Genomic DNA, 14,359 nt, shown 5'->3' with positions numbered 1-14,359 from the left:
GCCGAGACCCCATGCCAAAAGCGTGGGGTTTTTGCTATGGGCAGAATAGTGAAATATGTATAAATAGTGACCTTAGAGTGGTTGCGCCGCAGGGTTCATAGTCAGATGAGTCAAATATTGCAGGGGCAGGTGAGTCAAATCCGGCCGTTACAGCGATGAATAAAACAGAAGGCTACCTTGATAGGTGGCTTTTTTTACCTTCAGTTAAAACAAAATACAATATGAGTATTATGATCGGTTAGACTAGCGCCAGAACTAGTTAGAATGAGTATCCAATGTCATGTCGAATCAACACTCCCCGCTAAAACATCTCAATACTTTTGCATTAGCAGCTTATGCGAGCAAAGTAATTAGCGTTAACTCACCTGAAGAATTGATTAATGCTTGGCATGAGTCTGTTTCTAAGCATCAGCCAGTGCTTTTACTTGGCGAAGGCAGCAACGTGCTGTTTATTGAAAACTATTCAGGAACAGTATTACTTAATCGGATTAAGGGTATCACTTCTACTGAGGATGATATTGCCTGGCACCTGCATGTTGGGGCTGGAGAGAATTGGCATCAATTAGTTTGTTATTCATTACTAAATAACATGCCAGGTCTAGAAAATCTGGCGTTAATCCCAGGTTGTGTCGGTTCTGCACCCATTCAGAATATTGGTGCTTATGGTGTTGAGCTGCAAAAGGTATGCGAATACGTTGATTTGCTTGATATGGATAAGGGCACAGTGATACGCCTTTCAGCTAAAGATTGTCAATTTGGCTATCGCGACAGCATTTTTAAGCATCACTATGGTCATGGATTTGCCATCGTAGCTGTAGGCATTAAATTGGTAAAATCATGGATCCCAACATTGGGCTATGGTGATTTAACGCGAATGGATCCATCGACAGTTACAGCAGAAGAGATATTCAACTCAGTTTGTACCATGCGGCGTAGTAAGCTACCCGATCCCGCAGTGACCGGCAATGCAGGCAGTTTTTTTAAGAATCCGGTTGTGGATGCCGCTGTAGCTGAAGAGATTGTAAAGCGCTACCCCAATGCGCCCCATTACCTGCAACCCGATGGTTCTGTTAAGCTGGCTGCCGGTTGGCTTATCGATCAATGTGCGCTTAAGGGATATCAGATTGGCGGTGCGGCGGTGCATCAGCAGCAGGCGTTAGTGTTGATTAACCTGGCAGAAGCGACAGGTCAGGATGTGATAGGCCTTGCCAGTTATATCCGTCAGCAAGTTGCCAAGAGATTTGCAATCTGGTTGGAACCAGAAGTGCGATTTATCGCAAGTAATGGTGAGGTTAATGCTGTGGAGTGTTTGTCGTGAAAGATATTAAAATCCCTTTACGGTTGATTGGCATATTAGCTGATGGTGCTTTCCATTCAGGAGAGCAATTAGGCGAAACCTTTGGGATGAGTCGTGCCGCAATTAACAAGCATATGCAAACTATCAGAGAGTGGGGACTAGATGTCTTTACTGTCCCTGGTAAGGGCTATAGTTTACCTGCACCTATTCAACTGCTTAATGAACAAACAATATTAAATTATCTCCCCGCAGGCCAGGTGGCTGTCTTGCCTGTCGTCGACTCGACGAATCAATATTTATTAGACCGCATTACTGAATTGAAGTCTGGCGATGCTTGTGTGGCTGAATACCAACATGCAGGGCGAGGAAGACGGGGGCGTCAGTGGATCTCTCCCTTTGGTGCGAATCTCTATTTATCTATGTTCTGGCGGCTGGAGCAAGGCCCTGCTGCTGCAATGGGATTAAGCCTGGTGGTTGGGATTGTCATGGCTGAGGTTCTACGTAAACTCGGTGCTGAGCAGGTTCGTGTAAAATGGCCAAATGACCTGTATTTAAATGATAAAAAACTGGCAGGTATATTGGTAGAACTCACAGGGAAAACAGGAGATGCTGCTCAGTTGGTAATTGGTGCGGGCATTAATTTAACAATGCGTGAATCAACGACTAACGTCATCAGTCAGGATTGGATCAACTTACAGGAAGCGGGTGTTAATATTGATCGTAATAAACTGACGGCTGAACTGTTATCTGAATTACGACTTGCAGTCGTTAAATTTGAAAACGAAGGCTTATCTGCTTTTATTTCTCGTTGGCGAGAAATGGACAATTATCTTGATCGCCCTGTGAAATTGATTATTGGCAATCAAGAGATATTTGGTATTGCTAGAGGTATTGACCAACAAGGTGCATTATTATTGGAGCAAAATGGCAATGTAAAACCTTATATTGGCGGTGAAATATCTCTACGTGGCGTTTAATTTTATAATAGATGGGAGGTTAGAACCTCCCACTTTGGCTATTTTCTCAAACGTACACTCTCAACGGCATGGTTGGCACTTTTAGTCATTATCAGACTGGCACGCTCACGCGTTGGCAGTATATTTTGCTTTAAATTCAACCCGTTAATCTCTTTCCATAATTGAGTGGCAATCTTGATTGCCTCTGCTTCAGGCAATTTAGCATAGTTATGGAAATAAGAATCAGGATTGGAAAATGCACCCTGTCTAAACTTAAGGAACCTGTTTATATACCAACTTTGAAGTAAATCTTCAGGGGCATCGACATATATAGAGAAGTCTACAAAATCAGAGACAAATACATGGTGCGGATCATGAGGGTAATCCATTCCACTTTGTAGAACATTTAAGCCCTCTAATATGAGAATGTCAGGCTGCTTGATGATCTTATTACCGTCAGGGACAACATCATATATTAAATGAGAATAAACCGGAGCCGTAACATAACCTGTCCCTGATTTTACTTCTGAGACAAACTTCACCAGATTATGCATATCATAGGATTGTGGGAATCCTTTTTTCTTCATCAGCCCGCGCTCATTCAGGACTTTATTGGGATAAAGAAAACCATCTGTTGTAATCAGTTCTACACTGCGATGTTCCGGCCAGCGGCTCAGTAGCGCTTGCAGTAAGCGCGCGGTGGTGCTTTTACCGACAGCAACACTGCCTGCAATGCCAATGACATAGGGAATACGCTGGCCATCAGTTCCAAGGAATTGTTCCAGAACCGCCTGTCGCCGCAAATTAGAACTAATATAAAAGTTAAGCAGGCGCGAAAGTGGCAGGTATATCTGTGCCACTTCATCTAATGAAAGGTCTTCGTTAATCCCTTTGAGTTTAACGATTTCTTCTTCTGTTAGTGTCAATGGTACTGAGTCGCGCAAGGCTGCCCACTGGGTACGATCGAACTGTAGATAAGGCGTCGCTAAAGATTGATCTCTTTTTGTCATAAGCCAAATTCTGCCTGTTAACGCAGGTTGGGAAAGGCGCTGGACGCCAACTCCAGATAAGAAACAAGCTGCATATTATAGGCAGCTTGCTTTTTGGCGTAGACATTTTTGTGCTTAGTGAGTGATTTATTTGATGTACGTTGCTATTCCAATCAATTAAGAACACGGATGGCAGGTTCTACCCTTTTTATAGATAACAATCACTGTCATCAACTGGCTATGGCAGTATGTGATTGATTTACTGAAAATAAACGTTTGAAATAGATTGCGGTCGGATGATAGCTGCCATCGGGTGTGCAGGCATAATCCGGAATTTCTCCCATGCAACGATAACCTTGTGCACGGTAAAAAGATTCAGCAGGAGAACCTGCTTGAGTATCGAGATATAGCAATCCACGGCGTAGTTGAACCGCGGTACTCTCCATCGCGAGAATCAATTTGTGCCCAATACCAGTACGACGGCTACGACTATGCACCAATAATTTCTGCACTTCGGCTCGATTTAAACCATTTGGCTTTTGGCAAAGGTCTAATTGGATAGTTCCAGTAATCCCCATCTCATCGCGTGCTATCCATAATAGTAACGCTCCTTTGGCGATGGCCGGGCGCAGACCATCGTAATAGCTCTCAGCTTCTTTCTGCGACAGAGAGCGGGAGTCATAGCCTACAGATGCCCCATGAGCTACGGCATCAATCAGTAAACTTGCCAGCTCACTGCGATATATAGGCAATGTTGCCGCATTAAGTAAAACTATCTTCATGATCAAACTCCTCAACCGCTGCTGGTCTATGCTTATGTCTATGTTTAAGCAATAAACAAGCCAAATATGAGTAGTGTGATTACCCTCATTGGAGCAATATTTCTTTAGACGAGATGCACTCAATTGGGGCACTCTCCCTTTTTTGAGGCGTAAAACTAAATTTATACTCAGTCAGTGGTACTAAAATTAATGGCACAATGAGAGGTGAACTCATTTAAGGGGGGATTTTTCATTCATGGCGTTGATTACAAAAGTGGGCGTGCTGGATGTGAAATGAGCTAACTATGGTTAATAATACATCTGGCTTTTAAAAAGTGGCTGTTTTGTGAGCGAAAGGTCGACTTATGCAATTTTTTTGTTGCATCATAAGCTCGCTCTACCTAGAATGCGCTGCACTTGATGCCGGCATAGCTCAGTTGGTAGAGCAACTGACTTGTAATCAGTAGGTCCCGAGTTCGACTCTTGGTGCCGGCACCATTCAAGTACTAAAATTTAGGTGGGGTTCCCGAGCGGCCAAAGGGAGCAGACTGTAAATCTGCCGTCATCGACTTCGAAGGTTCGAATCCTTCCCCCACCACCATATTTAACCTTGAGTCTCAGGGTGATTCAGAAGATCGAACTCCTAATACACACTCAAGGCGAGAGCACCGCTCTCGATGAAGAGTGAAGTGGCCAAGCCCTTCCTTTCAAATTTCTGCAGATTAAGTCAGGTAGCCGAGTTCTAAGATGCGGGCATCGTATAATGGCTATTACCTCAGCCTTCCAAGCTGATGATGTGGGTTCGATTCCCACTGCCCGCTCCAAGATGTGCTGATATAGCTCAGTTGGTAGAGCGCACCCTTGGTAAGGGTGAGGTCGGCAGTTCGAATCTGCCTATCAGCACCATTTCTCATTCTCTCGTCCCCTGATTTTCTTTCTGTGTTATGGATTCAGCAAGCATGCGCTTGGTGATGTGGTGAAACCACCGATTCCGTGTCTTAGAGGGACAATCGATGTCTAAAGAAAAGTTTGAACGTACAAAACCGCACGTTAATGTGGGTACTATTGGCCACGTTGACCATGGTAAAACTACCCTAACTGCTGCAATCACCACCGTACTGGCTAAAACCTACGGCGGTAGTGCTCGTGCATTCGACCAGATCGACAACGCTCCGGAAGAGAAAGCGCGTGGTATCACCATCAACACATCACATGTTGAATATGACACCCCGTCGCGCCACTATGCGCACGTTGACTGCCCAGGGCATGCCGACTACGTTAAAAACATGATAACCGGTGCTGCTCAGATGGACGGCGCGATTTTGGTTGTTGCTGCAACTGATGGCCCGATGCCACAGACTCGCGAGCACATCTTGTTAGGTCGTCAGGTTGGTGTTCCTTACATCCTGGTCTTCCTGAACAAGTGTGACATGGTTGACGATGAAGAATTGCTGGAATTGGTAGAAATGGAAGTCCGCGAACTTCTGTCTCAATATGATTTCCCTGGCGACGATACTCCCGTTATCCGTGGTTCAGCGCTGAAAGCGTTAGAAGGCGAGCCAGAGTGGGAAGCAAAAATTATTGAATTAGCTGAGGCACTGGATAGCTACATCCCACAGCCTGAGCGTGCAATCGATAGACCATTCCTGCTGCCAATCGAAGACGTATTCTCTATCTCAGGCCGTGGTACAGTCGTCACTGGCCGTGTAGAGCGTGGCATTGTTAAAGTTGGTGAAGAAGTTGAAATCGTTGGTATTATCGATACCATTAGAACAACATGTACTGGCGTTGAAATGTTCCGCAAACTGCTGGACGAAGGCCGCGCGGGTGAGAACGTTGGTGTTCTGCTGCGTGGTACTAAACGTGATGACGTACAGCGTGGTCAGGTATTAGCTAAGCCAGGTTCTATCAAGCCACATACTAAATTCGAATCAGAAGTTTATATTCTGAGCAAAGACGAAGGCGGCCGTCATACTCCGTTCTTCAAAGGTTACCGTCCTCAGTTCTACTTCCGTACAACGGATGTAACCGGTACTATTGAATTGCCAGACGGCGTTGAGATGGTGATGCCAGGTGATAACATTCAAATGATTGTTAACCTGATTGCGCCTATCGCAATGGATGACGGTCTGCGTTTCGCAATTCGTGAAGGCGGCCGTACGGTAGGTGCTGGCGTTGTTGCTAAAGTCATTGAATAAGATTTGACGCGACATGCGATAAAAGGGCATCATTTGATGCCCTTTTTCTACGTTGTCATGCTAGAACCTATCTCATCAGTGGTTTTTTCATCATAATTACTGGTGAGATGGGCTCTGGAAATACGGCGAATAGTGCCGAGTGGTGCCGATTAGAGAGTCTCTAGAGCATCCTTCGGCTTGGTTTGCTTTGCGATGCGAAGCAAAGTTGTTGTTCTGAATCATAGTGACAGGTTGGTTTATGAGTGCGAATACCGAGGCTCCAGGGAGCGGACGCGGCCTGGAAACGGCTAAATGGCTAATCGTTGCTGTATTATTAGTTACAGCTATTGTTGGTAACTATTATTTCCGTGATTACAGCCTGCCGTTGCGTGCGTTGGCAGTTGTAGTAATTATCGCTGTTGCCGGTGCTGTTGCATTGATGACGGCAAAAGGTAAAGCCACTGTAGCGTTTGCTCGTGAAGCACGCACGGAAGTGCGTAAAGTGATTTGGCCTACCCGTCAGGAAACTCTGCATACAACGTTAATCGTTGCTGCGGTAACTGCTGTAATGTCACTGATTCTATGGGGGCTAGATGGTATCCTAGTCCGCCTGGTATCATTTATTACTGGCCTGAGGTTCTAAGATGTCTGAAGCACCAAAAAAGCGTTGGTACGTCGTTCAGGCGTTTTCCGGTTTTGAAGGCCGCGTAGCTCAATCGCTGCGTGAGCATATCAAGTTACATGACATGGAAGAGCTGTTTGGCGAAGTCATGGTTCCAACGGAAGAAGTCGTCGAAATTCGTGGTGGTCAACGTCGTAAAAGTGAACGCAAATTCTTCCCAGGCTATGTACTGGTCCAGATGGTGATGAACGATGCCAGCTGGCACTTAGTGCGTAGCGTGCCACGTGTTATGGGCTTTATCGGTGGTACATCCGATCGCCCTGCACCAATCAGTGATAAAGAAGTTGATGCGATTATGAATCGTCTTCAACAAGTGGGTGATAAACCACGTCCTAAAACACTGTTTGAACCAGGTGAACTGGTGCGTGTCAGCGATGGTCCATTTGCCGACTTTAACGGTGTTGTTGAAGAAGTGGACTACGAGAAGAGCCGCCTGAAAGTATCTGTTTCTATCTTTGGCCGTGCAACACCGGTCGAGCTGGATTTCAGTCAGGTAGAAAAAGGCTGATTCATTTTTCAGCAGTGATTGAAATTTGAGTCTTGTCTTAGGCGCGAAATTAAAATATAATTTCGCGCCTTTTGTTTTTAGATGTCTTGCTTTTGTCATCCGTGGCAACTTATTTCATCGTAAATAATAGCGAGACAAAACACGGGGAGCCTCGAACGCGAGGCGATACTACCCAAATCGAGGAAATCGTAAATGGCTAAGAAAGTACAAGCCTATGTCAAGCTGCAAGTAGCAGCTGGTATGGCGAACCCAAGTCCACCAGTTGGTCCAGCTTTGGGTCAGCAGGGTGTTAACATCATGGAATTCTGTAAAGCGTTCAATGCTAAGACTGAAAGCATTGAAAAAGGCCTGCCGATCCCTGTTGTTATTACTGTTTATTCTGATCGCTCTTTCACTTTCGTTACTAAAACCCCGCCAGCAGCAGTTCTGCTGAAAAAAGCGGCAGGTATTAAGTCTGGTTCTGGCAAGCCGAACAAAGACAAAGTAGGGACTGTGACCGGTGCTCAGGTCCGTGAAATCGCAGAAACCAAAGCTGCGGATATGACTGGTGCTTCAATTGACGACATGATGCGTTCAATCGAAGGTACTGCTCGTTCCATGGGCCTGGTAGTGGAGGGTTAATAAATGGCTAAGCTGACCAAGCGCATGCGCGTGATCCGTGACAAAGTTGATGTGACTAAGCAATACGATATCAACGAAGCTGTTGCCCTGCTGAAAGAGCTGGCTACTGCTAAATTCGTAGAAAGTGTAGACGTTGCCGTTAATCTCGGTATCGACGCACGTAAATCTGACCAGAACGTTCGTGGTGCAACTGTGTTGCCACATGGTACTGGCCGTTCAGTACGCGTTGCTGTTTTCGCTCAGGGTGCAAACGCTGAAGCTGCGAAAGAAGCAGGCGCTGAATTGGTAGGTATGGAAGATCTGGCTGATATGATCAAGAAAGGCGAAATGAACTTCGACGTTGTTATTGCTTCCCCAGATGCAATGCGCGTTGTAGGTCAATTGGGCCAAATCTTGGGCCCACGTGGCCTGATGCCTAACCCTAAAGTGGGTACTGTTACTCCTAACGTTGCTGAAGCAGTTAAGAATGCTAAAGCAGGTCAGGTTCGTTATCGCAACGACAAAAACGGTATTATCCACACTACCATTGGTAAAGTTGATTTCGACTCAGATAAGTTGAGAGAAAACTTAGAATCTCTGGTTGTTGCGCTGAAGCGTGCTAAACCTGCTACAGCGAAAGGCGTTTATATCAAGAAAATCAGCCTCTCCACCACCATGGGTGCTGGCGTTGCAATCGATCAAAGCGGTCTGTCAGCAGTAGTGATCTAATCACGAATTGATTTTATCGCTTTACGTGGGTGTAAGGTTTGTCTAGAATCTTACGCCCATGCTTCTGTTGATGGGGTTACTTATCAGCAGAACACCAGAATTTTCGGTTGGAGCTTGGCCTTATCCAAGCCTCCGTCCAAGACCGCAGGTGTGTCGTAAGACACTTAATTTCCTGCGTAGACGGTGACAGAACCTAAAGCATTTTTTTCTTTCCTATAAAGAATTGTCCTTGCTGAATTCTGCTCACCGTGTTTCAACGCCCGTTCATTGCATTTTGTAGTGGATTGGGTGACGTGAGTTCCGGGGAATTACTCTCCGGTTAATCCAGGAGCAAGAACTAATGGCACTAAATCTTCAAGGCAAACAAGCGATTGTTGCTGAAGTTAAAGAAGTAGCCAAAGGTGCGCTGTCTGCGGTTGTTGCGGATTCTCGTGGCGTTACCGTTGACAAAATGACTGAACTGCGTAAAGCAGGTCGTGAAGCTGGCGTTCACATGCAAGTTGTTCGTAACACCTTGCTGTGCCGCATTGTTGAAGGCACTCAATTCGAATGCCTGAAAGACACGTTTGTTGGTCCAACCTTGATCGCATTCTCTTCTGAACACCCGGGCGCAGCTGCTCGTCTGTTCAAAGCATTTGCTAAAGATAATGCAAAATTTGAGGTTAAAGCAGCAGCCTTTGAAGGCGAGTTAATCCCTGCGGCTCAGATCGACCGCCTGGCAACTCTGCCAACCTACGAAGAAGCAATCGCACGTCTGATGGGAACCATGAAAGAAGCCGCTGCTGGCAAATTGGTTCGTACTCTGGCTGCGCTGCGTGATCAGAAAGAAGCTGAAGCGGCTTAATCGCCCTCACTTTTGTCAGTCACTGCTTTTTAACGTATAAACTATTTCTGTATTTTAGGAACACTTGTTATGTCAACTATCACTAAAGACCAAATTCTGGAAGGCGTTGCAGCTCTGTCTGTAATGGAAATCGTTGAACTGATCTCTGCTATGGAAGAGAAATTCGGCGTTTCAGCTGCTGCTGTTGCTGCAGGTCCTGCTGCTGCTGCTGAAGCTGTAGAAGAACAAACTGAATTCAACGTTGTTCTGGCTTCATTCGGCGACAACAAAGTTGCAGTAATCAAAGCTGTTCGCGGCGCAACTGGTCTGGGCTTGAAAGAAGCTAAAGACCTGGTTGAGTCTGCACCTGCAGTTCTGAAAGAAGGCGTGAACAAAGACGAAGCTGAGTCTCTGAAAAAATCTCTGGAAGAAGCTGGTGCTTCTGTTGAGATCAAGTAAGTTTAGCTTTGAGTTCGCAGCCTAACTTATAGGCTGATGGCTGGTGACTTTTTAGTCATCAGCCTTTTTGCGCTGTAGGGCGTTAGTCGCATTTCACACTGTTTAGCGGCTGACTAACCCCCAATATTCCTTTCTATTTACGACTTAATATACTGCGTTCTCAGCTACGACCCACTCGGGTAGCTCGGTAGTCAAAGTAACGCGATGAAATGGTTTAAGAGTGATAGAAAAGAGTATTTCGAGAAGTGTTTCAACTTCTCTCTAAATAATAGTGTTGCATGAACTGTCCTATGTTCAGGGCAGACAGAGTGGGTCGACTTTTCAGCGAGCTGAGGAACCCTATGGTTTACTCCTATACCGAGAAAAAACGTATTCGTAAGGATTTTGGTAAACGTCCACAAGTTCTGGACATACCTTATCTCCTTTCTATCCAACTTGACTCGTTCCAGAAATTCATCGAGCAAGATCCCGAAGGGCAGCACGGTCTGGAAGCAGCATTCCGTTCTGTTTTTCCAATTCAGAGCTACAGTGGCAATTCGGAGCTGCAATACGTTAGCTACCGTCTTGGTGAACCTGTATTTGATGTTAAAGAGTGCCAGATCCGTGGTGTGACCTATTCCGCACCGCTACGCGTTAAGCTGCGTCTGGTAATCTATGAGCGCGAAGCTCCTGAAGGTACGGTCAAAGACATCAAAGAACAAGAAGTCTACATGGGTGAAATTCCACTCATGACCGAAAACGGTACCTTTGTCATTAACGGTACTGAGAGGGTTATCGTATCTCAGCTACACCGTAGCCCTGGCGTATTCTTTGACAGTGATAAGGGTAAAACCCATTCATCGGGTAAAGTGCTGTACAACGCACGTATCATCCCTTACCGCGGTTCATGGTTAGATTTCGAGTTTGACCCGAAAGACAACCTGTTTGTCCGTATCGACCGTCGTCGTAAATTGCCTGCAACCATCATTCTGCGCGCATTGAGTTTCACCACTGCACAGATCTTGGATCTGTTCTTCGAGAAAGTGGTCTTTGAGATTCGTGACAACAAGCTGCAGATGGAATTAGTTCCAGAGCGCCTGCGCGGTGAAACGGCATCCTTTGATATTGAAGCGAATGGCAAGGTTTACGTCGAGAAAGCGCGCCGTATTACTGCACGTCATATTCGCCAGCTTGAAAAAGACGGCATTGATCGCATCGAAGTTCCGGTTGAATACATTGCCGGTAAAGTAGTTGCAAAAGACTATATCGATACGAACACCGGTGAGCTTATCTGTGCAGCCAACATGGAGCTGTCACTGGATTTGCTGGCTAAACTGAGCCAGTCTGGCCACAAGCACATCGAAACATTGTTCACCAACGATCTGGATCACGGTGCTTATATCTCCGAGACCCTGCGTGTTGACCCAACCAGCGATCGTCTGAGCGCCTTGGTTGAGATCTATCGCATGATGCGTCCTGGTGAGCCACCAACACGCGAAGCTGCTGAAAATCTGTTTGAGAACCTGTTCTTCTCTGAAGACCGCTATGATTTGTCAGCGGTTGGCCGGATGAAGTTCAACCGTTCTCTGCTGCGTGACGAAATCGAAGGTTCCGGTATCCTGAGCAAAGAAGACATCACCGAAGTGATGAAAAAGCTCATCGATATCCGTAATGGTCGCGGCGAAGTGGATGATATCGACCACTTGGGCAACCGTCGTATTCGTTCCGTTGGTGAAATGGCTGAAAACCAGTTCCGTGTAGGTCTGGTTCGTGTTGAGCGTGCAGTTAAAGAGCGTTTGTCTCTGGGCGACCTCGACACTCTGATGCCTCAGGACATGATCAACGCTAAGCCGATTTCGGCGGCGGTGAAAGAGTTCTTCGGTTCCAGCCAGTTGTCACAATTTATGGACCAGAACAACCCGTTGTCTGAGATTACGCATAAACGCCGTATCTCTGCATTGGGCCCGGGCGGTTTGACCCGTGAACGTGCTGGCTTTGAAGTTCGAGACGTACACCCGACTCACTACGGTCGCGTATGTCCAATCGAAACGCCAGAAGGTCCAAACATCGGTCTGATCAACTCCTTGTCTGTCTACGCACAGACCAACGAGTATGGTTTCCTGGAAACACCTTATCGTCGCGTGCGCGATGGTGTGGTGACCGATGAAATTAACTACCTGTCTGCTATTGAAGAAGGCAATTTCGTTATCGCTCAGGCGAACTCCAACCTGGACGAAGACGGCCGCTTCATTGAAGACTTGGTCACTTGTCGTAGCAAAGGCGAATCAAGCCTGTTTAGCCGCGACCAAGTTGACTATATGGACGTTTCCACTCAACAGGTGGTGTCTGTTGGTGCTTCTCTGATTCCATTCCTGGAACACGATGACGCCAACCGTGCATTGATGGGTGCGAACATGCAACGTCAGGCGGTTCCTACTCTGCGTGCTGATAAGCCGCTGGTGGGTACTGGTATGGAACGTGCAGTAGCGGTTGACTCAGGGGTAACCTCTGTAGCCAAACGTGGCGGTACGGTTCAATACGTAGATGCATCCCGTATCGTTATTAAAGTTAACGAAGACGAAATGTATCCGGGCGAAGCAGGCATTGATATTTATAACCTGACTAAATACACCCGTTCTAACCAGAACACCTGTATCAACCAGATGCCGTGTGTGAATCTGGGTGAGCCAATCGAGCGCGGCGACGTGCTGGCAGATGGCCCATCAACAGACCTGGGCGAACTGGCATTGGGTCAGAACATGCGCGTAGCGTTCATGCCTTGGAACGGTTACAACTTCGAAGACTCCATCTTGGTCTCCGAGCGCGTGGTACAAGAAGATCGCTTCACCACCATCCACATTCAAGAACTGGCCTGTGTGTCCCGTGACACCAAGCTGGGGCCAGAAGAGATAACGGCTGATATCCCGAACGTGGGTGAAGCTGCACTGTCCAAACTGGATGAGTCCGGTATCGTGTATATCGGTGCTGAAGTGACTGGCGGCGACATTCTGGTTGGTAAGGTAACACCTAAAGGTGAAACCCAACTGACGCCAGAAGAGAAGCTGTTACGTGCGATCTTCGGTGAGAAAGCGTCTGATGTTAAAGACTCTTCTCTGCGTGTACCAAACGGTGTTTCCGGTACGGTTATTGACGTACAAGTCTTTACTCGCGACGGTGTAGAAAAAGACAAACGTGCGTTAGAAATCGAAGAGATGCAACTGAAGCAGGCTAAGAAAGACCTGACTGAAGAGTTGCAGATCCTGGAAGCGGGCCTGTTTGCACGTATCCATGCAGTACTGGTTTCTGGTGGCATCGAAGCTGACAAGCTGAGCAAGTTACCACGTGATCGTTGGCTCGAACTGGGCCTGACCGACGAAGACAAGCAAAACCAACTGGAACAGTTGGCAGAGCAGTACGACGAAATGAAATCCGAATTCGAGAAGAAGATGGATGCCAAGCGTCGTAAGATCACCCAAGGTGATGATTTGGCACCAGGCGTGCTGAAGATCGTCAAGGTGTATTTGGCGGTTAAACGTCAGATTCAACCGGGTGACAAGATGGCCGGTCGTCACGGTAACAAAGGTGTTATCTCCAAGATTAACCCGATCGAAGATATGCCTTACGATGAAAACGGTACGCCGGTAGACATCGTTCTGAACCCGCTGGGCGTACCATCGCGTATGAACATCGGTCAGATTTTGGAAACCCACTTAGGGATGGCAGCGAAAGGCATTGGCGAGAAAATCAACGCCATGCTGAAGAAGCAGGAAGAAGTTGCCAAACTGCGTGAGTTCATCCAGAAAGCCTACGATCTGGGCGACAACGTTTGTCAGAAAGTTGATCTGAGCACCTTCACCGATGACGAAGTATTGCGTCTGGCTGAGAACCTGAAAAAAGGTATGCCAATTGCAACACCAGTCTTCGATGGCGCGACAGAGAAAGAGATCAAGGAACTGTTACAGCTAGGTGGTCTGCCAACTTCTGGTCAGATTACTCTGTTTGACGGCCGTACCGGCGAGCAATTCGAACGTCAGGTTACTGTCGGCTACATGTACATGCTGAAACTGAACCACTTGGTTGATGACAAGATGCATGCGCGTTCTACCGGTTCTTACAGCCTGGTTACTCAGCAGCCGCTGGGTGGTAAGGCTCAGTTCGGTGGTCAGCGCTTCGGTGAGATGGAAGTGTGGGCGTTGGAAGCTTATGGCGCCGCGTACACATTGCAGGAAATGCTTACCGTCAAGTCCGACGATGTAAACGGCCGTACCAAGATGTACAAAAACATCGTGGATGGCGATCACCGTATGGAACCAGGCATGCCGGAGTCCTTCAACGTATTGTTGAAAGAAATCCGCTCGCTGGGCATCAATATCGAGCTGGAAGAAGAGTAACTCTTCGC

At 46.9% G+C, this 14,359-nt stretch carries 12 protein-coding genes and 4 tRNA genes; 14 read left to right on the top strand and 2 right to left on the bottom strand.

Annotated elements, in window-relative coordinates; translation table 11 throughout:
- Nucleotides 1–280 precede the first annotated feature (280 nt).
- Nucleotides 281–1,318: a UDP-N-acetylmuramate dehydrogenase gene (gene murB, locus V1956_RS00580; protein WP_372560020.1), complete on the top strand. Its 1,038-nt coding sequence runs from the start codon at nucleotides 281–283 to the stop codon at nucleotides 1,316–1,318.
- Nucleotides 1,315–2,274, top strand: a complete 960-nt coding sequence (gene birA / locus V1956_RS00575; RefSeq protein ID WP_372560019.1) for a bifunctional biotin--[acetyl-CoA-carboxylase] ligase/biotin operon repressor BirA — start codon at nucleotides 1,315–1,317, stop codon at nucleotides 2,272–2,274. The genes murB and birA overlap by 4 nt, the downstream gene beginning before the upstream one ends.
- A gap of 38 nt (nucleotides 2,275–2,312) precedes the next feature.
- On the opposite strand, the gene coaA is transcribed toward birA, so the two are convergent.
- A complete protein-coding gene (gene coaA / locus V1956_RS00570) occupies nucleotides 2,313–3,263 on the bottom strand; it encodes a type I pantothenate kinase (RefSeq protein ID WP_083162041.1) in 951 nt (316 codons plus the stop codon).
- Between the two features lie 209 nt (nucleotides 3,264–3,472).
- Entirely contained in the window at nucleotides 3,473–4,024 is a 552-nt protein-coding gene (locus V1956_RS00565) for a GNAT family N-acetyltransferase (protein ID WP_083162043.1), read from the bottom strand.
- Nucleotides 4,025–4,425: 401 nt separating this feature from the next.
- Here V1956_RS00565 and V1956_RS00560 point away from each other — a divergent pair.
- The 12 genes from V1956_RS00560 (at nucleotide 4,426) to rpoB (ending at nucleotide 14,351) form a co-directional block, all read left to right on the top strand.
- Nucleotides 4,426–4,501: transfer RNA gene (locus tag V1956_RS00560), tRNA-Thr, on the top strand.
- Between the two features lie 18 nt (nucleotides 4,502–4,519).
- Nucleotides 4,520–4,604: transfer RNA gene (locus tag V1956_RS00555), tRNA-Tyr, on the top strand.
- Between the two features lie 148 nt (nucleotides 4,605–4,752).
- Nucleotides 4,753–4,827 (top strand) — tRNA-Gly (locus V1956_RS00550).
- 6 nt (nucleotides 4,828–4,833) lie between these two features.
- Nucleotides 4,834–4,909: transfer RNA gene (locus V1956_RS00545), tRNA-Thr, on the top strand.
- Nucleotides 4,910–5,016: 107 nt separating this feature from the next.
- Nucleotides 5,017–6,201, top strand: coding sequence for an elongation factor Tu (gene tuf / locus V1956_RS00540; protein ID WP_042568960.1), 1,185 nt, complete (start codon nucleotides 5,017–5,019; stop codon nucleotides 6,199–6,201).
- Nucleotides 6,202–6,439: 238 nt separating this feature from the next.
- Nucleotides 6,440–6,823 carry a preprotein translocase subunit SecE gene (gene secE, locus V1956_RS00535; protein WP_005192343.1) on the top strand — a complete coding sequence of 128 codons (384 nt, stop codon included), beginning with the start codon at nucleotides 6,440–6,442 and terminating at the stop codon, nucleotides 6,821–6,823.
- 1 nt (nucleotide 6,824) lies between these two features.
- Complete coding sequence (gene nusG / locus V1956_RS00530) at nucleotides 6,825–7,370, top strand: transcription termination/antitermination protein NusG (RefSeq protein WP_002210671.1); 546 nt, start codon at nucleotides 6,825–6,827, stop codon at nucleotides 7,368–7,370.
- Nucleotides 7,371–7,562: 192 nt separating this feature from the next.
- Complete coding sequence (gene rplK / locus V1956_RS00525) at nucleotides 7,563–7,991, top strand: 50S ribosomal protein L11 (protein WP_004712403.1); 429 nt, start codon at nucleotides 7,563–7,565, stop codon at nucleotides 7,989–7,991.
- Between the two features lie 3 nt (nucleotides 7,992–7,994).
- Nucleotides 7,995–8,699 carry a 50S ribosomal protein L1 gene (gene rplA / locus V1956_RS00520; RefSeq protein WP_049614735.1) on the top strand — a complete coding sequence of 235 codons (705 nt, stop codon included), beginning with the start codon at nucleotides 7,995–7,997 and terminating at the stop codon, nucleotides 8,697–8,699.
- A 340-nt stretch (nucleotides 8,700–9,039) separates the two neighbouring features.
- Entirely contained in the window at nucleotides 9,040–9,543 is a 504-nt protein-coding gene (rplJ, locus tag V1956_RS00515; RefSeq protein WP_083162045.1) for a 50S ribosomal protein L10, read from the top strand.
- A gap of 69 nt (nucleotides 9,544–9,612) precedes the next feature.
- On the top strand, nucleotides 9,613–9,981 hold the full coding sequence (rplL, locus tag V1956_RS00510; protein ID WP_004876762.1) for a 50S ribosomal protein L7/L12: 369 nt from the start codon (nucleotides 9,613–9,615) through the stop codon (nucleotides 9,979–9,981).
- Between the two features lie 341 nt (nucleotides 9,982–10,322).
- Nucleotides 10,323–14,351 carry a DNA-directed RNA polymerase subunit beta gene (gene rpoB / locus V1956_RS00505; protein ID WP_083162047.1) on the top strand — a complete coding sequence of 1,343 codons (4,029 nt, stop codon included), beginning with the start codon at nucleotides 10,323–10,325 and terminating at the stop codon, nucleotides 14,349–14,351.
- The last annotated feature ends 8 nt before the right edge of the window (nucleotides 14,352–14,359 follow it).

The sequence above is a fragment of the Yersinia sp. 2540 StPb PI genome (assembly GCF_052217165.1).
In the GTDB taxonomy this organism is placed as follows: domain Bacteria; phylum Pseudomonadota; class Gammaproteobacteria; order Enterobacterales; family Enterobacteriaceae; genus Yersinia; species Yersinia enterocolitica_E.
This window is presented reverse-complemented; position numbering and strand designations above follow the sequence as displayed.

What these genes read in the sequence shown, in the direction of transcription:
- coaA (WP_083162041.1), bottom strand. Translation starts at nt 3,263, where the DNA reads ATGACAAAAAGAGATCAATCTTTAGCGACGCCTTATCTACAGTTCGAT.
- tuf (WP_042568960.1), top strand. Translation starts at nt 5,017, where the DNA reads ATGTCTAAAGAAAAGTTTGAACGTACAAAACCGCACGTTAATGTGGGT.
- rplL (WP_004876762.1), top strand. Translation starts at nt 9,613, where the DNA reads ATGTCAACTATCACTAAAGACCAAATTCTGGAAGGCGTTGCAGCTCTG.
- rplJ (WP_083162045.1), top strand. Translation starts at nt 9,040, where the DNA reads ATGGCACTAAATCTTCAAGGCAAACAAGCGATTGTTGCTGAAGTTAAA.
- rpoB (WP_083162047.1), top strand. Translation starts at nt 10,323, where the DNA reads ATGGTTTACTCCTATACCGAGAAAAAACGTATTCGTAAGGATTTTGGT.
- rplK (WP_004712403.1), top strand. Translation starts at nt 7,563, where the DNA reads ATGGCTAAGAAAGTACAAGCCTATGTCAAGCTGCAAGTAGCAGCTGGT.
- rplA (WP_049614735.1), top strand. Translation starts at nt 7,995, where the DNA reads ATGGCTAAGCTGACCAAGCGCATGCGCGTGATCCGTGACAAAGTTGAT.
- secE (WP_005192343.1), top strand. Translation starts at nt 6,440, where the DNA reads ATGAGTGCGAATACCGAGGCTCCAGGGAGCGGACGCGGCCTGGAAACG.
- murB (WP_372560020.1), top strand. Translation starts at nt 281, where the DNA reads ATGTCGAATCAACACTCCCCGCTAAAACATCTCAATACTTTTGCATTA.
- V1956_RS00565 (WP_083162043.1), bottom strand. Translation starts at nt 4,024, where the DNA reads ATGAAGATAGTTTTACTTAATGCGGCAACATTGCCTATATATCGCAGT.
- nusG (WP_002210671.1), top strand. Translation starts at nt 6,825, where the DNA reads ATGTCTGAAGCACCAAAAAAGCGTTGGTACGTCGTTCAGGCGTTTTCC.